The sequence below is a fragment of the Fenollaria massiliensis genome (assembly GCF_023347705.1).
Classification (GTDB): Bacteria; Bacillota; Clostridia; order Tissierellales; family Peptoniphilaceae; genus Fenollaria; species Fenollaria massiliensis.
The window spans coordinates 1,180,568-1,203,687 of sequence record NZ_CP096649.1 but is presented as its reverse complement, the minus strand read 5'-3'; the positions used below and the strand labels follow the sequence as shown (position 1 = coordinate 1,203,687).

Sequence of the window (23,120 nt, the reverse complement as noted above, 5' to 3'; positions counted from 1 at the left end):
TATAGGTATAACTATAACGTGAAAATATGTCCAAACTAAAGGTGGAAAAATGAAAAATAAAAAGGCGTATGTATATACAAGAGTGTCAACATCTATGCAAATTGACGGTTACTCACTTGATGCTCAGGAAGAAAGAATAAAACAGTATGCAAAAGCTTATGGTATAGAAATAATAGAAACCTATAAAGATGCTGGAAAATCAGGAACATCTATTTCAGGTAGAAATGAATTCATAGCTATGCTTAATGATATAGAAGCTGAAAAAGATAAAGTTGATTATGTAATGGTTTTTAAATTATCTAGATTTGGAAGAAATGCAGCGGATGTATTGCAGTCATTGCAAGTCATGGAAAATCATAATGTAAATCTGATTTGTGTTGATGATAGTTTAGATAGTTCTAAAGATTCTGGAAAGCTTGTTATAACAATTCTATCGGCAGTAGCAGAAATGGAACGTGAAAATATACTTTCTCAAACTATGGAAGGAAGGAAACAAAAGGCAAGAGAAGGAAAATGGAATGGTGGTTTTGCTCCAATTGGCTATTCATTAGATAATGGAGAATTAGTTGTTAATGAAGATGAAGCTAAAGCAGTAAGGATGATTTTTGATTTATATGCTAATTCAGATATGGGAGCCAATGGAGTATCTAAGTATTTAGTTTCTTTAGGTATTAATAAACCTATAAGACAAAATGGCAAGAATCCATATTTTTCAGCTAGTTTAATAAGACAAATATTGGATAATCCTGTATATAATGGGAAAATTGCATATGGAAGAAGAAAAACAATTAAAGATAAAACTACTGGTAAAATTAAATTAGAAAAATCTGATCATTATATTATAGCTCAAGGAAATCATGAAGCTTTAATTGATGATGAGTTGTGGAATACAGTACAGGAAAAAAGAAAATCTCAAGCTAAAAAGTATGAGAAGATAAATAGAGGAAAAGATGAGAGAGTTCATATCTTATCAAATCTAATAAAATGCCCATATTGTGGTGCTGGTTTGTATGGAAACAAAAGCCGTAAACGTAATAAAAACAAAGAAGGAGAGCATTACAAAGATTATTACTATTACGGTTGTAAACATAGACAAATGATGAATGGACATAAATGTACTTTTAATAAACAAATTAGAGCTGAATTAATTGAAAAAGAAGTTGAAACAATAATTACTCAAGTAGTTAGTAATCCTACTTTTGCCAAAAAAATTGAAGAAAAAATCAATATTCAAATAGACACAAAAGAAATTGATGAAGTTATTAATAAGCACTTAGCGAAGATTAGGCAATTAACAGGTACAAAAGCATCACTAATTAATCAAATAGATTCTTTAAATTTTGAAGATAAACATTATGATAGAAAATACACCGATTTAAATCTTAGACTTGATGCTATATATGACCAGTTAGAATATGCAGAAATGCAGTTAAATGATAGCAGAAAAAGGAAAGAGGCAATTCTTGAAGAAAAAATAACCTCGGATAATATTTATAAGATTCTTGTAAATTTTAATAGCCTTTATACAGTTCTTTCAGATATCGACAAGAAGAGATTACTTAACGAAATGATAGAAGAAATTCAAATTTATGACGAAAAAACAGAAAAGGACACTTGGATAAAATCGGTTGTTTTCAAGCTTCCGCTTATAGATAATGAGATTGACTTTGGTTTGGACAATAAAGATAATGTCGAGACTATAGCATTGATGTCAAGAGTGAAGAATTAAACGGTATAGAAAAGTCTTGAAATAAAAAAGTGGGATTGATGGTCTTGTCAAAAAAGAGCATCATCGTAGCCCTATTTTCATATCGTTAAAAAATAGTTCTGGCTACCGGAGAGTGGAATTCAAATCAGGACCTGCATTAAAAAGCGGTGGATAAAAATAGTATATAAGGATAGGTCAAGTTGTCAGGAAATGACGGGGTGATTTTTTGTAAAAATACTTAAAAAATAGAAAGCATATGAAATTGCTACGACATTGTAGAGTTAAAATTTACATAATTTTTACTTAAAAAAGAAATGATGAATGATATAATAAGTATGAAATGTATAACAAAGAATACCGAATGTCAAGGAGATAAAGATATGAAAAAAGCAAACAGAGTCATACCAACTTGGAATATGAGAATAAAGCTGAGAAAAATGAACATGGGTTCAGGCCTGGACTGAAAAACTTGGTACTAAAAAACAGATTGTAATTCCGAAAGAGACAAGGAAATTGTTCCATATCGAAAGCGGTGATACAATCCTCTTGCTGGTGATCAAGATCATTTTATAGGAGTAGGTCAGCTTGTTGATATTATAGAAAATGAATTAGCTTTCAAAATGAAGCTTTAAAGTGGACTAGTGGAGACCGAGAATCGATAAATCTGGCAAACTAGATTAATTCAGAAAAAATTAGCTTAGTCTCATTAAAGGCAAAAAATTCTCTTTTAGATAAGTTCGGATATTCGATGATGAAAGATGGGTCGGATTATTTTTTGTCAATAACGTTATTGTTTAATCCAAACTTTTAATTAAAATATTGGGTTCATTATTTTGATAGAGATATTAATATTTATTTGGATTTTTACAAATCAAATAAATTTAAAACATTTTCTTTAAAGGGCAAATATACTTATCAAGTACAATATGTAAATATTATTGGTGATATGGATTATCAGGTTAATTATAAGTTGGCAGAAGAGTATTATAATAAAATGAATGCTCCAAAAAAAGAGATATATATTATGAAAGATACAAGTCATGGACTTATGGTGTCTAAATCAAATGAATTTTTTGATTTATTACATTTAACATTTAAAAAGTATAAGTTGCTTTATGAGTAATTTGAAAAATATGCTGTCTGAAAGATGCAGCTAAAAAGACAAGATATTCAGTGAAATTTTTAAAGGGGGCATTTTTATGTATAAATTATATCAAAAAAATGAACTAGCTTTTGCACTAGTTTGGGTTGGAATCTACTGTCTGATTATGACACCGCTTAGAGGACAATTTGGTGATGAAAGTATTTTCATGGCTCTTTCTTTAATTGTTATGGCAATGACTATCAGTTTGTGGATTCAAAAACACAAGTTGACAGAAAAATACGGACTTCAAGCTTTTCCGAAAGAGTGCAAAAGATACATTTACTTTATTCCGATGTGGATTCTTATGACGGGAAATTTGTGGGGTGGAGTAGCGCTATCACATGCCGGTTTTGCTCAAGTATGGGCGACCATTTCCATGATTTTATTCGCTTATATTGAAGAAGTGATTTTCCGTGGCCTTTTGTTTAAGGCCATGCTAGCAAAAAGTGGGGTAAAAGAATCGATTATTGTAATTTCTATAACATTTGGTATAGGACACATACTAAATCTATTCACCGGTCAAGCCGGAGTTGATACCCTAATTCAGATTCTCTTTGCTATAGCATGGGGATTCATATTTACTATGGTAGCCTATAAGAGTAAGAGCATATGGCCATGTATAATTGCACATGGATTTATCAACGCCAGCTCCAAATATGCTATTGCGAATGCAAAAATGAATTGGTTTTTTATAATTACTACGATCATCACTGCCGTGTTTTACTGCCACTATCTATGGAAGCTGAATGACAAAAAAACATTGTAACTTACTACAACAGCGTGAGTATAAAAAAGCTAGTAGTTTATGTAAATATATAATATAGGACAGAAAGTGATGTGTACCCGGAAAACTGGACACATTAATATTTAGTTTACATTCATGGATGTTAACCTATACAAAGTAGGTGGCGTCCATTTTGTTTTCTTCTGAATCCTTTCGTTGTTATAGTAGTAGTATATATTCATCGATTGCTTTTGAAAACTCTTCGTATGTTTTAAATCCTCTCTCACAGCCATAATACATCTCGGTTTTTAGTTGACGTGAATCCACTTTTACGTTATAATTAAGTTGTCAATGTATACATTTATAAAGGTAAATATATAGCATTGGAGAATGATATAGGTTTTTAATATAATATTTTATGGAAACTATTAAAGATAAAAATATGAAATACAAATATACAATGTGTAATCGTAACAACTTCCAAGACAACAGCAAAAATAGGAAGAGACGAAAATGTAAGTTTGGAAACATTAGAAAAGATTTGTGAGTATTTTCAATTTGATGTGGAAGTATTTGATAACTTCCCTAAGACAAGCCATGCCGAAGCCCTAGCCTTATTAGTAAGAGAGTAAAATGTTTTGTAGGTGATATTTATGATAATTGAGAAAATTAAATCAAAACGAGATGGCTTAGAGCTTGAGCTAGCAATAGTCGAGCCAAAAGGAGAGCCTCTTGGCATTGTACAGATAGTACATGGAATGTCAGAGCATAAGGAGCGTTACTACGATTTTATGAATTACTTAGCTGAGCATGGATACATCTGCGCAATTCATGACCATAGAGGCCATGGAGCGAGCGTGAAGGATCCGTCTCACTTAGGGTATTTTTACACAGATGATAGTTCTGTCATTGTTGATGATGTTTTTCAAATTACGGAGCATTTAGAAAATAAATATCCTACGCTAAAAATCTCTATATTTAGTCATAGCATGGGAACGCTTGTTTCGAGAAATTATTTAAAAAAGTATGAAGAACATATTGACCACATAGTGCTTTGTGGGCCACCGACAGAAAATAAATTTGTGGGCTTTGCTATATCTTTGGCAAAAATTTGCAGTATTTTTTATAGCAAATATAAGCCAAATAGATTTTTAAATGCTTTATCAGTCGGTCAATATAGCAAGGGATATGAAAGCCCAGTAGATTGGATTTGTGCTAATCCAGTCACAGTAGAGACATATAAACAAGATCCGCTTTGTGGCTTTATCTTTACTACAAATGGTTTTTTGAATCTATTTAAACTCTTAAAGTCAGCGTACAATGGCAGAGACTGGAGACCAAAAAACATTGCTTTACCAATATTTTTAATAGCTGGAGAAGATGATCCTGTTATTCAAGGCAAAGAAAAGTTTAAGGGTTTAGAAAGATTTTTAAATAGTCTTGGATATAATAACATTAAAAGCAAACTTTATAAGGGCATGAGACATGAAATACTTAATGAAAGAGATAAAGAAATAATATATGAAGATGTTTTAAATTTTTTACAAGCCGATAATATTAATCAAAATTAATCGCAAGAATAAATAAGTTAAAAGATAGGAGCAGAAATGATACTATATTTTCAGGAACAGGTAACAGTGAATACATAGCGAAAAAATTGGCTGAGGACTTAGCTGACGAAGTGCTTGATTTATTCACTTACATAAAGAGCGGCAAGAAGGAGTTCTTTCACTCTGAAAAACCTTTCGTCTTAGTCGCGCCAACATATAGCTGGCGCGTGCCAAGATTTTTGTCGGAGTATTTATTGGGCTGCTCTTTTACTGGATCGAAAGAGATCTACGTAATTTTAAACTATGGCGACTCCTGCGGCAATGCAGAAAAATACATTAGAGGAAACACGAAAAAACTCGGATTAAATTTCAAGGGCCTTTATGGGATAAAGATGCCGGAAAATTATTTGATGCTATTCAATTTAGATTCAGATGAGCACAATAGAAAGCTTATCGATGAGGCAAATGATAAAATTACTAAAGCGGCTGCCATTATCAAAGAGGGTAAGAATTTCCCAGAAGTAAATAGCGGCTTTGCTGGTAAACTTGAGTCAAGTCTTGTCAATAAATTTTTCTTTAAGTTTATAGTGAGCGACAAGAAATTTTATTATACAAAGAAGTGCATAAAGTGTGGCCAATGCGCCAAGAATTGCGTTTTAAATAACATTAATTACAAGGACGGCTACCCAGTTTGGAACGGAAGGTGCACACATTGCGCATCATGCATAGCGAAGTGCCCAACAGGAGCGATTGAGTATGGCAAAAAAACCATTGGCAAGGAGAGATACCTTTTAACTAAGGTAGTTAATGAGAAAAAATAAAATAACAACGCATAAGAAAAAGAGCTGCGAAATATTTCGCAGCTCTTTTTTTTATGATCGCAGTCTATATAAGATTGTATTCTTTAAGCATTTCTTCTACTTCGGTGCCATTGATAAGTTTCTTAGCTAGCATTTTCTTAGTAAATGGCACATCAATATCTGGTTTTTCTCCATCGTTTAGTGCGCTTACAGCGGCAAGCATATATCTTACGTCATATCTTGAAGCGAACACTTCGGGAACTTTCTTTTCAACGCCTGTTAGTACATAAACAGCTTCCATAGCACATCTACCTGAGTATTCAGTAGTAAATACTGTGTCACGACCAGGATTGTCAAGTGTTTCCACGAATTGACCAAGGAAGGCAAAGTTAACTGCGTTCTTTGGAACTACATAAGGTCTGTCACCAAAGCTTCTTGGCATGAATTGTGCTGTGATATATGGCATAAATACTGGGATAGTTTTTGTTTCTTTAGCAAGTCTATCAATATCACTAACAGGAACACCTATGTGGTATAACCACTCTTTAGCTATTTCTTCACCAGTGCATTCGTGCATAGTCTTTTTAATGTAGTCGCCTTCTTTGTCAGTAAATAACGAGTAAACCCAAACTGCAATTTCATCTTCAGGTTGACCGATGTATTGGCCTTGCCTGTTGATAGTCCAGCTCATTAGCCAGCTTGAGTCAAGACAAGTAACGATACCGCCAGTAACAACTTTACCTGTATATGGGCTTCTCTTAGTGATATTTTCAATGTATTTTGCTATCTCTTTACTCTTAACAGTTACAGTTGCTGATTCCCAGTTAGTTTTGTCAACATCTGAAGCAAATACTTCTGGCTTACCAAAGTCATCTGACTTCTTAGCAATATTTTTCCATAGTCTAAAGCTTTCTTCTGTATTTTCTTCTTTTATAGCAGGCGTATCGTTGCTACCATAAACAGATGCTTCAACTATAGATCCAGTTGTGATGAATAGTAAATCGTCTTCATTAAGGTTTATAGATTTGTCTTCGCCAGTTTTAGTGTCAACTGCAACTATCTTCTTAGCCACTCTCTTTGTATCAGTAATTTCAAAGTCTACATCGATAACGTTATAGTTGTATTCTATTTTAACTCCTTTATCTTTAAGCCACTTCATTAGAGGGACAACTAGCGATTCATATTGGTCGTATCTTGTGAATTGTAGTGCAGATAAATCAGGAAGTCCTCCTACGTGATGTATAAATCTGTTCACATATAATTTTAATTCTAGTACTGAATGCCAATTTTCGAAAGCAAACATTGTTCTATAGTAAGTCCAGAAATCGCTTTCTAAGAATTCTTCAGAGAAAACTTCTTCAACAGAAACTCCTTCTAGCTCCTTATCTGGTGTTGCAACTAAATGTAGTATCTCTTTTATAACGTCTTTTGATAAATTAAATTTAGCGTTATCATATCTTTCACCTTGATTTTTTGTAATTCTGCAGTTACTGTAGTTAGGGTCATCAAGGTTTGTGTAGTATAAGTCGTCAAGTACGGACATATTTGGATCTTCTTTTGAAGGAACTACACTAAATAAGTCCCACAAGCACTCGAAGTGATGACCAGTTTCACGTCCGCCTCTTGCTACATAACCAAGCTCATTAATTAATTTACCATCAAGAGCACCGCCTGCGATGTCATCCTTTTCTAAGAAAGTAATCTTAGATGGATCCATCTTAGCATCTTTAATTAAAAATCCAGCAGCACTTAGTCCTGCGATTCCTGTGCCTACAATATAAGCCCTCTTGTTTTCAATTCCCTTTGGTTTTCTTGAGTTGACTAGTCTGTCGTAGTCACCGTTACCAAGTTTAAGTCTTTCGTCAAAAGTTTTAATTTCCATAATTTTACCTCCATTTAATACTTTTATTTTTCTTGTATTAATATCATACCCTGTATAAATGTGTAAATCACTAGTTAAACGGCATTTGATGACTAAGCTTTGACCTATTGATTACTTTTGACTAAGGTTTATATAAAATAAAAAAATGTGTAAATTTTGTATTTTAATATATACTTACACATTTTTTAAACAATTTATTTTATTTGTCTAAATTTTCACTTATTCTTAAAGACCTTTCTATGTTGCCATCAAAAAGAGAACCTATCCTGGTGATAATGTATTCAGGTGACTCTTTCATCCCGTCTTGTATCCACTTATCGAGTAGACCAACTAGAGCTGCTCTATAAAAGTTTATTATGAGCTCTTTATCTGCATCCTTAGCATTAATGTTTTTAGTCTTTACTTCATTCTCTACATATTTACTCATTACCGATTCACAAACTTTGAATAGGTAATTATCAAGCTCAACTTTGTCAATGGACTTAAAAATATTTAGCGTTGCCTTTTTATTATTTAATATAAAGCTAACTGCTTGCAAAAGGCTATTCTCCCACGAGTTCGTGTAGTTGAACTCTTCATCAATCTTAGCGAGTTCATCGTTAAGTATCTCTTTTATGAGCATGTATATGTCTTCATAATGGTAGTAGAAAGTGTTTCTGTTGATTTCACATCTATCAGCGAGTTCAGCTATAGTTATATTTTTTAAGCTTTTCTCTTCTACTAATAGTAAAAACTCTCTTTTAATTAAATTTTTAGTATATTGCTTAGCCAAGTATAACACCCCTTACATATTTATAATAATTTTTACCCAAAGTATATTATTTTATATCTCAAAGATCATAAACATCGTGTAAGCTACTCACTCTTAATGCTACTGAAGTTATTGACTAAAAGCCATTTATATGATAAAATAACTATATTATTATATAAGGAGGCAATTATGATTAAATTACACAACACATTATCAGGATTAGTAGAAGAATTCAAACCGATAAACGATACTAAGGTGAATTTTTATTGTTGTGGTCCTACTGTTTATAACGACATACATGTAGGCAATGCCAGACCTTTAGTTGTATTTGATACAGTTAGAAGATTTTTGATATTCATGGGCTACGACGTAAAGTATGTTTTTAACTTCACTGACGTAGACGATAAAATAATTAATAAAGCGAACGAAAGCGGTATCACTTCAAACGAAGTTGCTGAAAAATATATCGCGCGCTTCAAAGATGTTGCTTCAAGGCTTGGTATTTATGACTATGACAATATTAACCCAAGAGCGACTGAACACATGGATGAGATTATAGATTTTATAAAAGGACTTATTGAGAAGGGCGCTGCTTATGAGTCGGATGGCGATGTTTATTTCGACACTACTAAGGCGAAAGACTACGGAAAACTTTCTAAGAAGAATATTGATGACCTTATCTCAGGTCTAAGAGTTGATATAAATGAAAAAAAGAAAAATCCACTAGACTTTGCTCTTTGGAAGAAGGCTAAACCAAATGAACCGCACTGGGCATCACCATGGTCAGATGGTAGACCTGGATGGCACATCGAGTGCTCGGCTATGAGTAGGGCAATCTTAGGAGATACGCTTGATATACACGCTGGCGGAAGTGACCTAGAGTTTCCTCATCATGAGAATGAAATTCAACAAAGTGAGGCTCTAACAGGAAAGCCATTCGCAAAATATTGGCTACACAATGGTATGGTCAATGTCGATGGCAAAAAGATGAGTAAATCGTTAGGCAATTTCATCTTGCTTAAGGACTTGCTTGACGATTATGACAAGGACACAGTAAGGTTCTTCATCTTATCAACTCACTATAGAAAGCCTATGAACTTCACTAAAGAAGGCATGGAAGGCGCAAAAAACTCTGTTAAGAGGATACACAACGCTCTTAAGAGACTTGAAGCGATTAAGGACACAGGCAAAAAGGCCTCAGATGAGATCATCAAAGAAGTTGATAGTGAAGTAGCTGGCTTTATCGCAGCTATGAGCGATGATTTTAACACAGCTGATGCACTTACAAGCATTTTCAATATAGTTAAGATTATTAATAAACTTGAAGACGATGATTATGAAAGCGCAAAGTATATCGAAGATAAATTAAGTGATTTATTAAAAGTTCTTGGACTTGATGATAGTGAAGCGGTGATGAAGGAAGATGAGTCAGATGCATCACTTGGCGAAGACGAAGACAAGATTAAAAAGATGATAGACGAAAGAAATGAAGCGAGAATGAATAAAGATTATGCCAAGGCAGATAAAATCAGAGATGATTTACTAGCAATGGGCATAAAGATTATAGATAGCAAAGACGGACAAAGATGGGAAAAAATTTAGATATAACTGAGCTATTTGGCATTGAGTACAGCGATAACGAGATAAATGAAATGAGCCCAATAAGGCTTGCCTACATCGGCGACGCTGTCTACGAGCTCTTTGTGCGTTATTACATCGCAAAAGAGCCACTAAAGGCATACGAGTTGCAAAAGCTATCAACAAAATATGTCAGCGCCTATGCGCAAAGAGATGCCTTTGAGAAAATCAAGGAGCATCTCACAGAAGACGAGCTTTATGTATTTAAAAGAGCCAGAAACCACAAGTCACATAAGGCACCAAAGAACACAGACAACAGTGCATATAAGGTGTCAACAGGCTTTGAAGCTCTTATTGCATATCTATTTTTGAAAAAGGAATACACTAGACTTTTTGATCTAGTTAAATTATGTTTGGAGGATTAAATTGGAAGAACAATATATATATGGAAGAAATCCAGTTATGGAACTTTTGAAGAATGGCAGAGCCATCGATAAATTATATGTGCAAAAGGGCGAACTAAAGGGCTCAATCGGTAGAATTTTAAGCCTTGCAAGTCAAAATGGTGTCATCGTACAAAGAGTTGAGAGAGAAAAACTTGATTCGCTATCAAAAGGCGAGGTACATCAAGGCGTTGTCGCGTTCACAGCAGGTTTTGAATACAAAAGTATTGAAGATGGCTTTAAGCTAGCTGAAGAAAAAGGCGAAGACCCATTCTTTGTAATTTTAGATGGTATTGAAGATACTCATAACCTAGGCGCAATCATCAGAACAGCTGAGTGCGCTGGCGTTCACGCGGTTATCATACCAAAGAGAAGGTCAGCTATGGTCAATGAAACAGTTTATAAAGCTTCAGCAGGAGCCGTTGACAACATGATAGTTGTGAGCGTAACTAACCTTAATCAAGAGATAAAAGAGCTTAAAGAAAGAAACGTATGGATATACGGACTTGACATGGATGGCCAAAAATACACAAAAGCAAACCTATTAGGCCCAGTAGCTCTAGTTGTTGGCTCAGAAGGCAAAGGCTTATCAGAGCTTGTTAAGAAAAACTGTGACGCAATAATTAGCCTACCGATGTTTGGCAAGACAAACTCATTAAATGCATCAAATGCGGCAGCCATTGCCATGTATGAAATTTTAAGACAAAAGGATGAAAAAGAAAAGGCTTAGGCATATACTCTTTGTTGATGGATACAACGTCATCAACTCATGGGAGCATTTGAGAGAAAGAAAGGAAGAGTCGCTAGAGGCCGCTCGTGATGAGCTAGAGAACATCTTAGAAGAGTACATGCGCTACAACAAAGAACGCATCATACTTGTATACGATGGACACCTCATCAAAGGCAATCAAGGCGAAAAGAAAATAATAAAAGGTCTTGAGATAGTTTTTACCAAAGAAAATATCACAGCCGACTCATATATCGAAAGAGAAGTGGCTAGTATGCCTTATGGCTATAAGATAAGAGTCGCAACAAGTGACCTTGCAGAGCAAAGCCTTATCTTTCAAAGAGGCGCATCAAGACTTAGCTCAAGAGAGCTCGCTATAGAGATAGAAAATTCAAAACGAACACAAAAAAGAATTTCTAAAAAAAATAATATGATTAATAATATGAAATTATCCGGCATCGATGAAGCAGAACTTGAAAAGCTAAAAGATTTAAATTTGTAAAATAAATAAAAAATAATATATATATAAAAAATATTTCAAAATATTATAAAAAACCTAAATTATAAATCATTATATATAATTTAGTATATATAATTAGTATATATAATAGGAAAGAAAATAAATTTTATATAAAAATAATTTAAAAAACGCTTGACAAATTGGTAAAATTAAGATAATATATATAGGTAGTTGTATAATACTTTTTAGAGTATTATATGAGTAGGAGGTGTTTATAAATGAGAGAAAAGGTCGTATTAGCTTGTACAGAATGCAATCAAAGAAATTACACAACAAAGAAGAATAAGAAGAACACTACTGAAAGAATTGAGCTTCAAAAGTACTGCAAGTTCTGCAAGAAGCACACAGCACATAAGGAAACAAAATAATTTTTAGGAGTTGATAGCATGGAAAACAAAGGTAAAGCAGGCAATTTTTTCAAAGGCGTAAAAGCTGAAATGAGAAAAGTAATTTGGCCTAGCAAAAAAGACTTAATTAATTACACATTAGTTGTAATTGGAATTAGTGTGGCTGTAGCTGCATTAGTATACCTTATCGACGTGGGAATCGGCGCTGTAGTTAAACAATTTATTAAATAGCAATGAGCGATTTAGATTTAAATGAAAACAAGGCTAACTCTATCGATTTATCAGATAGAGAAGCAGACGCCAAATGGTATGTAATCCATACGTATTCAGGATATGAAAATAAGGTAAAAGCTACAATTGAAAAGATGATAGTTAATCGTGGCACAGCTGACGGTATTTTTAAAGTAGAAGTGCCCACAGAAGAATACGTAGAAAAAAAGGATGGCGCCAAAAAAATCAAATCTAGAAAGATATTCCCAAGCTACGTGCTAGTCAAGATGATTATCAACGATAAATCATGGTATCTAGTAAGAAATACCAGAGGAGTAACAGGTTTTGTTGGACCACAATCAAAACCAGTACCATTAACAGAAAAAGAACTTTATAACCTAGGCGTTCATACAAAATCCATCATAGACGATACAAAAAAGGACGTAAACTACAAGCACGGAGACCACCTAGCCGTTACAGACGGACCATTCAAGGGATTCGAAGCTATAGTTGATTCAGTAAACGAAGACTCAGGAACAATAAAGTGTTCTGTTAATATGTTCGGTAGGGACACACTTGTAGAGTTTGAATACTATCAAGTAAGCCCTATCACAAAATAGCTATTATCATTAAAGATAATATATAAAAGTGCATTAAGCACAATAATCGAGGAGGTGCGAATATGGCAAAAAAAGTTAGCGCAATTGTCAAACTTCAAATACCGGCTGGAAAAGCTACACCTGCACCACCGGTAGGAACTGCACTTGGACCACACGGCGTAAATATTATGCAATTTACAAAGGAGTTCAATGCTAAGACTCAAGATAAAGTAGGTCTAATCATACCAGTTGTTTTAACAGTATATCAAGACAGATCATTTACTTTTATCACAAAGACACCACCAGCTCCAGTATTGATCAAAAAAGCTCTTAACATTCAAAGCGGTTCAGGCGAACCAAACAAGAAGAAAGTAGCAAAACTTACAAAAGATCAAGTTAAGGAGATCGCAGAATTGAAGATGCCAGACTTAAATGCAGCAAGTGTAGAAGCAGCTATGAGCATGGTTGCTGGAACTGCAAGAAGTATGGGCGTTGAAGTAGAAGAGTAATTCTACTTATTAGGTGGGAGAAAATTCGTTATTACCACAAGGAGGTTAGAAAATGGCAAAAAGAGGTAAAAAATACCAAGACAGTTTAAAAGAATTCGATAGACAAGAATACTTCGAGTCAAAAGATGCCATCGGCCTAGTAGTAAAACTAGCAAAGGCAAAATTTGATGAAACTGTTGAACTACACTGCAGATTAGGTGTTGACTCAAGATATGCAGACCAACAAGTTAGAGGCGCAGTAGTACTACCACACGGTACAGGTAAAACTAAAAAAGTTTTAGTTATCGCAAAAGCAGATAAACAAGAAGAAGCTAAACAAGCAGGCGCAGACTATGTTGGAGCAGAAGACATGGTAGAAAAGATTCAAAAAGAAAACTGGTTTGACTTCGATGTAATCGTTGCAACACCAGATACAATGGGACTTATCGGTAGACTAGGTAAGGTTCTAGGACCAAAAGGTTTAATGCCAAACCCTAAGTCAGGAACAGTTACATTCGAACTAGAAAAGGCAATCAAAGAAATCAAAGCCGGTAAAGTTGAATATCGTTTAGACAAAGCAAACATCATTCACTGCCCAATTGGTAAAGTATCATTCGGCCAAGAAAAGCTAGAAGAAAACTTTAACGCAATCATGTCAGCTATAATCAAAGCAAAACCAGCTGCAGCAAAAGGAAAGTATTTAAGATCTGTTACACTTACATCGACTATGGGTCCTGGAGTAAGAGTAAATAGCTCAAAAATTACTGAATAAAATACTTAATAAAGTATTGACAACTCAGAAAGTTTTTGATATAATAAACTAGTTAACAGAATTTAATTTAATAGGAATATATAAACCGTAGACAGTAGGTGCATTAAGCTTAATTCCCTACCGAGGATAGATAGCCAGTATCAACCCCCTTATGTCTATAAGAGGGTTTTTTATTGATATATATTAAACGGGATTAGCAAAAAAGCTAAAGTTCCTATTTTTCCAGTGGAGGTGAAATAGTGAAAGAACATGTTTTAGAACAAAAGAAACAAGTTGTTCAAGAAATTAAAGAAAAACTTGAAAAATCAGAATCCATAGTTCTTATGGACTATCAAGGATTAAACGTTGCAGACGTTACTGATCTTAGAAAACAATGCAGAGAAAACAATGTTGAGTACAAAGTTTACAAAAACACAATGCTTAGATTTGCCTTACACGAATTTGGTGTAGAAGGCTTAGACGAGTATTTAGAGGGAACAAATGCAGTAGCATTTGCATACGAAGACCCAAGCTCAGCAGCAAAAGTAGCATACAAGTTTGCTAAAGGAAACGACAAACTTGAAATCAAAGTTGGTTTAGTATCTAAAGATATATTCGACGTAAACCAATTAAAACAATTATCAGAACTACCATCGAAGGAAGTTCTTATCGCACAAGTACTTGGCGGCTTAAACGGACCTATCCAAGGCTTTGCAAATGTATTAAATGGAACTATGAAGGGCTTAGTTGTAGCTCTTAACCAAATTGCTGAACAAAAAGCAAAAGAAGCATAAATAAAAAATTTTGGAGGTATTTATAATGTCAGAAAAAGTTACAAATTTAATTGAAGAAGTAAAATCACTTACAGTTTTAGAATTATCAGAACTAGTTAAAGCACTAGAAGAAGAATTTGGCGTATCAGCAGCAGCTCCAGTAGCAGTTGCAGCAGCTCCAGCAGCAGGCGGAGCAGCACCAGCAGCAGAAGAAAAATCAGAATTCGACGTAGTTCTTGAAGACGCTGGCGCAGAAAAGATCAAAGTTATCAAAGTAGTTAGAGAAATCACAGGCTTAGGCTTAAAAGACGCTAAAGACTTAGTAGATGGAGCTCCTAAGACAATCAAAGAAGCAGCACCAAAGGCAGAAGCTGACGAAATGAAGAAGAAACTAGAAGAAGTTGGAGCAAAAATTACATTAAAGTAATTTAATTAAAAACTTATATTAAATCAGACTCGAAAGAGTCTGTTTTTTTTATGCCCATATTAATTTAAAAATAATTTTCAAAATTCATTCATTTGCAAAATATTGACAAAAACGCAAATTTATGCTAATATTGAATAGAGTGCATAAGTATAAACTGAGCACATTGATATATATTATAGGTGCGTTTTAAGCGTACATAGAATAAAGAAATTAATTAAAAAAAGGAGAGAGAGAAATGAGCAAAAAAATTATTAAGAGCTTCGCAGCCTTTTTACTAGTTCTTTGCATGATGCTAACAAACTTTGGCGGATGGAACCACGTTTTAGCAGAAGAAACTAGTGAAGAAAGTCCAATAGAGCAAAATTTGGACGAAGCAAATCCTTCGGAAAATGAAAACAAAGAGACTAACGAAGATAAAGAAAAGCCTCAAGAAGACAATCATGAAGAAGGAAAAATTGAAGAAGAGAATAAAGAAGAAGCAGATAAGACTGTAGAAGAAAATACAGATGAAACTGAAAACGATGGACTTGAGATCTCAGATGAAGTAAAGCCAGAGGCAGTTGGTGCAGGTATAGAAGCACCGACAATTACCAAAGCATTTATTGGAACAAATACTATCTCTGGAGGAAATTTACACAGAGGTAAAATTAATGGCAAGAATGCAAGAGGAACAGTTCATGTAACATTAAAGGATAGTAGTAGTAATGAAAAAGCCACTGTATCCGTTACACCTAAAAGTGGAACAACTTGGACAGTAACCTTACCTGAAGGAGTTACAATTGCAGAAGGAGATACGGTTACTGCTTATCAAGAATTTGATGGACAAAACTCACCAGTGACAACTGTAAATGCGATGGACTCACTTGCTATACAAAATAAAGACAAGCTAAAAATGCCGACAGGTGAAATTTGGATAGAACAACCTTCATCCAACCAAGTCAATGATGACGAACAAGCAGAAGCTGTTCAGATGTTGAAAGATGCAAACACTGCAATAGCCGGTGATATTAAATCTGTTAAATTTTCTATTGATAGCACTGAACATGCTTATTATGAAGTAACTTATACTGATGGTTCGACATCAGGCCAAGTTGAAGCTACAGGTTTAACTATAAAACAAGTTACAGAACATTCAAGAGGAGCTACTCTTGGCAGTATTACAATTGTAGACAATGTAATTAAGGGACAACTATCAGGCGAGGGACCATTTGACGGCATTAAAGTTCAAATACTTCTTAAACTTAGCGATGCGGTCAAAGATAGCTATTGTGATGGAGGAAAGTGTTTAGTCGACAAAGACACATCTGATCCAGTAGATGCGACTGTAAATGGTGAAACAGGAGAATTCACATATATAATTCCAAACCATGACTTAAAACTTGATCAAAAAGTTGGTGTTACAGTAAAAGAACCCCATAAATTCAAATCTTGTTCTCAAACTACTGTTAAACCGGTAGTAGTAGGAAAAACAGAAGTTAAAGACCCTAGAAAATTAACAAAAGATGATAAAACAGCAATTGATGCTGCTATTAGAAGCGCATATACAGTAAATGGCAAATCTAAATTACCAAACGGAACCGGAGACTGGGCTGGAGTACCAGCAGTTATACAAATTGATGACAGCGGAAATGTTAAGATATTTAGCGGTAATGATGTAGCAGGTGATTGGGACAATGATGGAAACTTTGTTCCGGAAAAAAATGAAGATGGTTCAGTTAAGATAAAAGATGGAGTTGAACCAAAAATAACAATCAAAGCCGAAGACCTTCTAAAAAACATTAAACCGGACGCACTTGCGGTTAAGTTAAGTGATGATAAGAAAAACATCACAATCACTCCAAATGAAAAAGATACAGATGCGAACAGTATTTCTGTGTCCTACACAGGAAAAGATGGCAAAACAAAAACAACTATTGCTACAAAAGCTGATGATGGAACTTGGTCTATCACTGAAGGTGAAGGTTCCGTTGATAAAAATGGCGTTGTAAGTCTTCCTAAAGACAAGGTAAAAGGCAATACAGATGTAACAGCTACAGTAACAGATAAGGGTGGAATAGCGGAAGACGATAAAACACCACTTACTTCAGATCCAGGAACTTTAAAAATAGAAGAAACAAAAGCTGACAAAGTTGAAGCCCTCGGCGGTCTTGACCCGGTTGCTCTTAAAAAATGGGTCGGAGATGAAGTTGACTGGAAAGACGGCGTAAAAGCTAAAGATTCTGCAACAGAAGAAAATAAAGGTAAAATAAATGAGCTTCTAAAAGAAGCAAAAACAAGCTTCGCTGATACAACAAGAAACACAAATTCTGAAGGAGATTTTACTGGAACTATTAAAGTAACATTTGATGATGGATCTTTTATAGAAGTAGCAGATCAGAAACTATATGTAAGCAACCATGTAACTAGCGTGGAAAGAAAAGATAAGGTTCCAACAGATGCCTTAGATGTTGAATTCAAATTAGGTGAAGGAACAAAAGTTGATAATACTGGTTCCGGAGCGATTGAAGGAAATAAAGATAATCCGACTTCTTACTCAAAATATAAAGTTAAACCAAATACAAATCTAAAAGACTATAAACTTCCGAATCTTAATGCATCAGTAATTGACTCAATAAAAGTTACTCCACAAGAAGGATATACAGAAGCAGTTTGGAAGGATAGTAAAAATGGAACAGACTTTGTAGCAACTACTGACAACAATGTCTTTACAGCAACAGCAACAAAAACCTACGATATAACTTTTGATGCAAACACTGGTACTGGTACTAAGGATAAAGTTACTTTAAAGAAGGGCGACACATATACTTTACCACCAGCTGACACATTTACTGCACCAGAAAATATGCAATTCTCTGGTTGGCAGGTTGGAGAAGATTCTCAAAATCTTAAAAATGCTGGCGACCAAATTACTATAACAGATAATGTAACTGTAAAAGCTATCTGGAAACCAATCGAACTTAAAGTAAGTTTCAAACCAGGAACAGGTGCATCCGGAGAGATGAAAGATGTTCCTGTTAATAAAGGCAGTGATTATGAACTTCCTGAACCAACATTTACACCACCAACAAATCAAAAATTCGCCGGCTGGAAAGTTGGTAATGAAGACGGTGTTAAAAAAGCCGGAGAAACAATAAAAATAACAGACAACGTAACACTAACAGCAACTTGGAAAGACATCATGGTAAAAGTAACTTATAATGCAAACAACGGAAGCGGAACAATGGATGGAGCTGAAATTAAAAAAGGCTCAACATATAAACTTTTAGCCAATGGATTTACAGCACCAGACAACCAAGAATTTAAGGCTTGGGAAGTAGATGGCAAGGAAGTCGCACCGGGAACAGAGATTACTGTAGAAAAAGATACAGAAGTTAAAGCAATTTGGAAAGACATAGAATACAAAGTAAGCTTTGATGGAAACAAAGGTTCAGGCACAATGACAGGAGCAACTGTCAAAAAAGGTGAAAAATACAAATTACCGGATAATACTTTCGGCGCACCATCAGACAAACAAGAATTCAAAACTTGGGAAATAGATGGCAAGGAAGTCGCACCGGGAACAGAAATCACTGTAGAAAAAGATACAGAAGTTAAAGCAATTTGGAAAGACATTGAATACAAAGTAACCTTTAACGGTAATGAAGGAACAGGAAAAATGGATACTGCAACCGTTAAAAAAGGTGAAAAATACAAATTACCGGATAATACTTTCGGCGCACCATCAGACAAACAAGAATTCAAAACTTGGGAAATAGATGGCAAGGAAGTCGCACCGGGAACAGAAATCACTGTAGAAAAAGATACAGAAGTTAAAGCAATTTGGAAAGACATTGAATACAAAGTAACCTTTAACGGTAATGAAGGAACAGGAAAAATGGATACTGCAACCGTTAAAAAAGGTGAAAAATACAAATTACCAGACAATAGTTTCGGCGCACCATCAGACAAACAAGAATTCAAAACTTGGGAAATAGATGGCAAGGAAGTCGCACCGGGAACAGAAATCACTGTAGAAAAAGACACAGAAGTAAAAGCTATCTGGAAAGATATTGAATACAAAGTAACTTTCAATGGAACTGAAGGAACTGGCAAAATGGACGAAAAGCTAGTTAAAAAAGGCAATGAATATGAATTACCAGCAAACGGATTTACAGCACCAGAAAACAAAGAATTTGATGGCTGGATGGTAGGCACAGAAAAGAAAGCTGTCGGCGATAAAATCACAGTAAACGGTGATACAGAAGTAAAAGCTATTTGGAAAGATATTATGATTGATATAACATTTGACAAGGGCGACGGCTCTGGTGAAATGACAAAACAATCAGTTAAAAAAGGCAGCCAATTTAAATTACCTGCTTCAACATTCACACCACCAGCAGGAATGCAATTTGCTGGCTGGAAAGTTGGCAATGAAAGTGATGTAAAAGCAGCTGGTGCAGAAATAACTATTAATGATAATATACAATTAACAGCTGTTTATAAGAACAAACCTGTTGAACCAGGCAAACCAGATAGACCAGATAGACCAGATAGACCAGATAGACCATATAGACCAGATAGACCATATAGACCATATCCACAACCACAACCAAAGCCAGAGCCAAAACCAGAACCAAAACCTGATACAAAAGCAACAGAGATGGAAAGAGGCACTCACTACAGATACATCTACGGTTATCCAGACGGAACAGTTCGTCCAGAAGGTTTAATCACTCGTGCTGAAGCGGCAGCTTTAATCGCTCGTCTAGCAAATCTTGACATGAGTGACGCAAGTAAACCTAATTTCAAGGACGTTCCATCTAGGTGGTATAACACAGCTATAAACGCAGTTGCTAAAAAGAATTTGATGTTTGCTAACAAAGACGGCAAGTTCCGTCCAAATGAAGCAATCACTCGTGGTGAATTTGCTAGAGCATTATTCTACATTGACAAGGTAAACGATGCAGTTGCACCATTTGCTGATGTTAAGGGACATGAGTTTGAAAAGGCTATCAACCAAGCGTATGGTAACGATCGTATCAGTGGTTATCCAGACGGTACATTCAAACCGAACGCTTTCATCAAGAGAGCTGAAGCAGCTAAGATACTAAATCACTACGCTAACCGTGGTGTTGACCATGACGGAATTCTTGGACAAAAGAAGTATATAGCTTATTTCACAGACCTTAATGAAACTTATTGGGGTTACTACGAAATTATGGAAGCAGCTAACAGCCACGAATATGAAAGACCTCTTAATACTAGAATTGAAACTTGGACAAAGATAATAAATAAATAAGATTAAGAAAGCAGTCTTCGGACTGCTTTTTTTAGGAGGAAATATGATTAGAAGAGCGAATAAGGAAGATATTAAATGCATCATGCCCATATATGAAGCGGCGAAGAAAAAGATGCGCACCGATGGCAACTTGCACCAGTGGAGTGATAAGTACCCTGACGAAGAAACTCTTTTGAATGACATAGCAAGAGATGAATTATATATCGCTTATAACGATGAGGAGATATATGGAGTTTTTATGCTTAGTTTTTCTGGTGAAGATACTTATAAAGAAATTCAAGGCGCGTGGCTCAATGATGAGCCTTATGCTGTGATTCATAGAATTGCAAGTTTTGGTAAGGGGAAAAATTTACTCAAGGACGCTATAAATTTTGCTTTTGAAAAAACGAATAACATTCGCATAGATACTCATGAGGATAATAATATTATGCACACTCTTCTAAAAAAATTAGGCTTTTTTTATACAGGCATCATTCATCTAAAGGATGGTGACGAGAGAATGGCATATCAATTAATTAAAAGTGAATAAAAATAAAATACCTTATCGTGCTTGATAAGGTATTTTTATTAATAAGATGTAATATACATTGCCTTGGCTAAGTAAGGAGAAATTTCATCAAAATAGTACCAACCGGAGCTTCTGTAATCGTTTTCGCCGCCATTGGGGTTTGAGATATATATTTTGCCATCATCTGTTGCGGCTAAGAGAACCATGTAGTGAGACTTGGTCGTGAAACGATTTTCTTCTGGTTTATTCCATAGGCAAATAATTATAGGTCTATTGGTCTTAAGATGATTTATTATGCTCTCTTCTGATAAAGATTTTGAATCAAAATAAAAGTCTGTGTTGTCTATGCCGTAGCTTTTTAGCTCTTTTGAAAGATTGGCGTAATCAAGGCGCGGGTAGTACTTTGTTCTTAGATTTTCTGGATTTATTTCTGATCCGTAGCCTGATAAAACTATGGACATGGCGGTGATGCCGCAGCCGTAGTCTTCCATGTTTCCGTTCCAATATTCGTTATCTTTCCATGGCTCTAAATTTTGTTTGTACTCGATATATGTTTTTTTATTAGCATCGACTGTAGTGAATTTCGTGAAATATCCTTCGCCAGAAATTTTTTCTTGACCGATACCGTCATAATTTTCATTGGTATCCATCTTGATAGTTGTATATGGACTAGGAATTATAAGTCTAGCAATTGAGCTTCTCTCTACGAAAGAGTAAATTCTTCCATAGATTCTTCTAAATATATTCCTTCCAAAAAATATGCAAATTAGTAAAATTATTATAAGGAAGAATATTTTTCTTCTTTTTCTTTTGTGTTTTCTTTTTTTATTTATATAAGCTTTTGCATCGATATTGTTTCTTGACATAAAACCATCCCTTCTAAGAATATTATAATATTTAAATCTTAAAAATTTCTTAATTAAATCTTAAGAATTTCTTAAATTTGCGAAATGGCATAAGAAAAGCACTTCACCAATGATGAAGTGCTTAATTTTATTATTTAGTATTAATTTCAAGATCGTTATTTTCATTACCTATAACTTTTATATCGAATGGTCCGTCGCCTGTTTCTTCTGCGTTTAGTGCAAGTGTAACAGTTTTGTATGCAATTACTTGTAGTGTGATTGTTGTTGGTCCTGGTGCTACGACTTGTGGGTATATGATTATGTCTTTATTGTTTTTAATAAGTACTTTTTCAACGCCAACTGTGTATCCTGGATTTGGGAAAGTCATAGTAAATGTGATTAGTATTTGGCCGCCAACTTTTTTATAATATATAGTCTCGCCATTATTACTTAGGCCTTCTGAAATGTTTTGCACATCAAAGGATAAATTTTTGGCGTTCTTTTCGCCTTCATTATCTTTAAAAATTTCGTATATTCTTTGCACTACTAAAACTCCTTCAACTTGTGATAATTTCTTTTGCGGAGCATATTTTTTGTCTTTGTTGCCAAAAACAATGCCTTTATTAAGAAGATATTTTAATTTTTCTTTTCTTATCTTATCCATCTTTTCTATATCTGTAAAATCAAAGTTTTTTTCTTCGTTGCGTGCAAATTTTATATTTTTAACTCCGTCAAATATATAGTCAATCATTGATTCTCTTGTAAGATAGTCGGAGTTAGCGTTTATATTGACCTTGAAATAACCATACTCGTTTGATAGCTGTTCAAGTGCTTTTGCAAAAACTTTTGCAGATAGTGGAGCATTTGGCTCGAACTTTGCAAAATTATTATCTGCAAGCTCTGTAAAATATTTTTTCATAAAATCTTCTTCAATCTTTTTTTCTGCCCAGTGACCTTTTAGTTTATCTACACTCATCGCCATGGCTGTGCTCGATAAGAGTATACAGATCAAGAGTAGGGCGCTTATTATTCTTTTTTTCATATATTTTCCTCCTTTACTATGATTA

At 34.6% G+C, this 23,120-nt stretch carries 22 protein-coding genes, 1 pseudogene and 1 other annotated feature; of the genes and pseudogenes, 18 read left to right on the top strand and 5 right to left on the bottom strand.

Translation table 11 applies throughout. The features are described 5' to 3' along the window. Positions 1-49: 49 nt before the first annotated feature. The 3 genes and pseudogenes from M1R53_RS05950 to M1R53_RS05940 all read left to right on the top strand — a co-directional run bounded on the left by M1R53_RS05950 (position 50) and on the right by M1R53_RS05940 (position 3,618). Positions 50-1,729: a recombinase family protein gene (locus tag M1R53_RS05950; protein WP_249242352.1), complete on the top strand. Its 1,680-nt coding sequence runs from the start codon at positions 50-52 to the stop codon at positions 1,727-1,729. A gap of 456 nt (positions 1,730-2,185) precedes the next feature. Then, positions 2,186-2,281 (top strand): annotated as a pseudogene (locus tag M1R53_RS05945) (AbrB/MazE/SpoVT family DNA-binding domain-containing protein); the annotation flags it as partial. 626 nt (positions 2,282-2,907) lie between these two features. Further along, positions 2,908-3,618 (top strand): CPBP family intramembrane glutamic endopeptidase, encoded by a 711-nt coding sequence (locus M1R53_RS05940; protein ID WP_249242351.1) that lies wholly within the window; start codon positions 2,908-2,910, stop codon positions 3,616-3,618. 177 nt (positions 3,619-3,795) lie between these two features. Here the strand turns inward: M1R53_RS05940 and M1R53_RS07630 are convergent, their stop codons facing one another. Then, entirely contained in the window at positions 3,796-3,903 is a 108-nt protein-coding gene (locus tag M1R53_RS07630) for an IS3 family transposase (protein ID WP_428979547.1), read from the bottom strand. A gap of 326 nt (positions 3,904-4,229) precedes the next feature. On the opposite strand from M1R53_RS07630, the gene M1R53_RS05935 reads away from it, so the two are divergent. Both M1R53_RS05935 and M1R53_RS05930 read left to right on the top strand, forming a co-directional pair. Continuing rightward, positions 4,230-5,147, top strand: coding sequence for an alpha/beta fold hydrolase (locus M1R53_RS05935; RefSeq protein WP_249242350.1), 918 nt, complete (start codon positions 4,230-4,232; stop codon positions 5,145-5,147). Further along, a complete protein-coding gene (locus M1R53_RS05930) occupies positions 5,147-5,947 on the top strand; it encodes an EFR1 family ferrodoxin (protein WP_346428875.1) in 801 nt (266 codons plus the stop codon). The genes M1R53_RS05935 and M1R53_RS05930 overlap by 1 nt, the downstream gene beginning before the upstream one ends. A gap of 64 nt (positions 5,948-6,011) precedes the next feature. On the opposite strand, the gene M1R53_RS05925 is transcribed toward M1R53_RS05930, so the two are convergent. Both M1R53_RS05925 and M1R53_RS05920 read right to left on the bottom strand, forming a co-directional pair. Continuing rightward, positions 6,012-7,808 carry an oleate hydratase gene (locus M1R53_RS05925; RefSeq protein ID WP_249242348.1) on the bottom strand — a complete coding sequence of 599 codons (1,797 nt, stop codon included), beginning with the start codon at positions 7,806-7,808 and terminating at the stop codon, positions 6,012-6,014. 199 nt (positions 7,809-8,007) lie between these two features. Then, the gene (locus tag M1R53_RS05920; protein ID WP_249242347.1) at positions 8,008-8,580 is read right to left on the bottom strand and encodes a TetR/AcrR family transcriptional regulator; all 573 of its coding nucleotides are present in this window, start codon (positions 8,578-8,580) and stop codon (positions 8,008-8,010) included. Positions 8,581-8,748: 168 nt separating this feature from the next. Between M1R53_RS05920 and cysS the strand changes: the two genes are divergently transcribed. The 13 genes from cysS (at position 8,749) to M1R53_RS05855 (ending at position 21,229) form a co-directional block, all read left to right on the top strand. Beyond that, positions 8,749-10,161 (top strand): cysteine--tRNA ligase, encoded by a 1,413-nt coding sequence (gene cysS / locus M1R53_RS05915; protein ID WP_249242346.1) that lies wholly within the window; start codon positions 8,749-8,751, stop codon positions 10,159-10,161. Beyond that, positions 10,146-10,562, top strand: a complete 417-nt coding sequence (locus M1R53_RS05910) for a Mini-ribonuclease 3 (protein WP_249242345.1) — start codon at positions 10,146-10,148, stop codon at positions 10,560-10,562. Before cysS ends, M1R53_RS05910 begins: the two co-directional genes overlap by 16 nt. A 1-nt stretch (position 10,563) precedes the next feature. Continuing rightward, on the top strand, positions 10,564-11,310 hold the full coding sequence (rlmB, locus tag M1R53_RS05905) for a 23S rRNA (guanosine(2251)-2'-O)-methyltransferase RlmB (RefSeq protein ID WP_019213929.1): 747 nt from the start codon (positions 10,564-10,566) through the stop codon (positions 11,308-11,310). Continuing rightward, complete coding sequence (locus M1R53_RS05900) at positions 11,291-11,809, top strand: NYN domain-containing protein (protein WP_249242344.1); 519 nt, start codon at positions 11,291-11,293, stop codon at positions 11,807-11,809. Before rlmB ends, M1R53_RS05900 begins: the two co-directional genes overlap by 20 nt. A gap of 236 nt (positions 11,810-12,045) precedes the next feature. After that, entirely contained in the window at positions 12,046-12,195 is a 150-nt protein-coding gene (gene rpmG / locus M1R53_RS05895) for a 50S ribosomal protein L33 (protein WP_019213927.1), read from the top strand. 18 nt (positions 12,196-12,213) lie between these two features. After that, positions 12,214-12,405 carry a preprotein translocase subunit SecE gene (secE, locus tag M1R53_RS05890; protein WP_249242343.1) on the top strand — a complete coding sequence of 64 codons (192 nt, stop codon included), beginning with the start codon at positions 12,214-12,216 and terminating at the stop codon, positions 12,403-12,405. Positions 12,406-12,407: 2 nt separating this feature from the next. After that, entirely contained in the window at positions 12,408-13,004 is a 597-nt protein-coding gene (gene nusG, locus M1R53_RS05885) for a transcription termination/antitermination protein NusG (protein ID WP_249242342.1), read from the top strand. Positions 13,005-13,066: 62 nt separating this feature from the next. Further along, positions 13,067-13,492, top strand: a complete 426-nt coding sequence (gene rplK, locus M1R53_RS05880; RefSeq protein ID WP_215491676.1) for a 50S ribosomal protein L11 — start codon at positions 13,067-13,069, stop codon at positions 13,490-13,492. Between the two features lie 52 nt (positions 13,493-13,544). Beyond that, entirely contained in the window at positions 13,545-14,243 is a 699-nt protein-coding gene (gene rplA / locus M1R53_RS05875) for a 50S ribosomal protein L1 (RefSeq protein ID WP_249242341.1), read from the top strand. Between the two features lie 67 nt (positions 14,244-14,310). Next, positions 14,311-14,425 (top strand) — a sequence feature (ribosomal protein L10 leader region). A 54-nt stretch (positions 14,426-14,479) separates the two neighbouring features. After that, positions 14,480-15,016: a 50S ribosomal protein L10 gene (gene rplJ / locus M1R53_RS05870; protein ID WP_207636137.1), complete on the top strand. Its 537-nt coding sequence runs from the start codon at positions 14,480-14,482 to the stop codon at positions 15,014-15,016. 25 nt (positions 15,017-15,041) lie between these two features. Next, entirely contained in the window at positions 15,042-15,422 is a 381-nt protein-coding gene (gene rplL / locus M1R53_RS05865) for a 50S ribosomal protein L7/L12 (RefSeq protein WP_019213921.1), read from the top strand. Between the two features lie 235 nt (positions 15,423-15,657). Further along, a complete protein-coding gene (locus M1R53_RS05860) occupies positions 15,658-20,700 on the top strand; it encodes an S-layer homology domain-containing protein (protein ID WP_249242340.1) in 5,043 nt (1,680 codons plus the stop codon). 43 nt (positions 20,701-20,743) lie between these two features. Next, the gene (locus M1R53_RS05855; RefSeq protein WP_249242339.1) at positions 20,744-21,229 is read left to right on the top strand and encodes a GNAT family N-acetyltransferase; all 486 of its coding nucleotides are present in this window, start codon (positions 20,744-20,746) and stop codon (positions 21,227-21,229) included. Between the two features lie 38 nt (positions 21,230-21,267). Here M1R53_RS05855 and M1R53_RS05850 read toward each other — a convergent pair whose 3' ends face one another. After that, on the bottom strand, positions 21,268-22,074 hold the full coding sequence (locus M1R53_RS05850; RefSeq protein ID WP_249242338.1) for a C39 family peptidase: 807 nt from the start codon (positions 22,072-22,074) through the stop codon (positions 21,268-21,270). 130 nt (positions 22,075-22,204) lie between these two features. Further along, positions 22,205-23,095, bottom strand: a complete 891-nt coding sequence (locus M1R53_RS05845) for an S-layer homology domain-containing protein (RefSeq protein WP_249242337.1) — start codon at positions 23,093-23,095, stop codon at positions 22,205-22,207. Between the last annotated feature and the right edge of the window lie 25 nt (positions 23,096-23,120).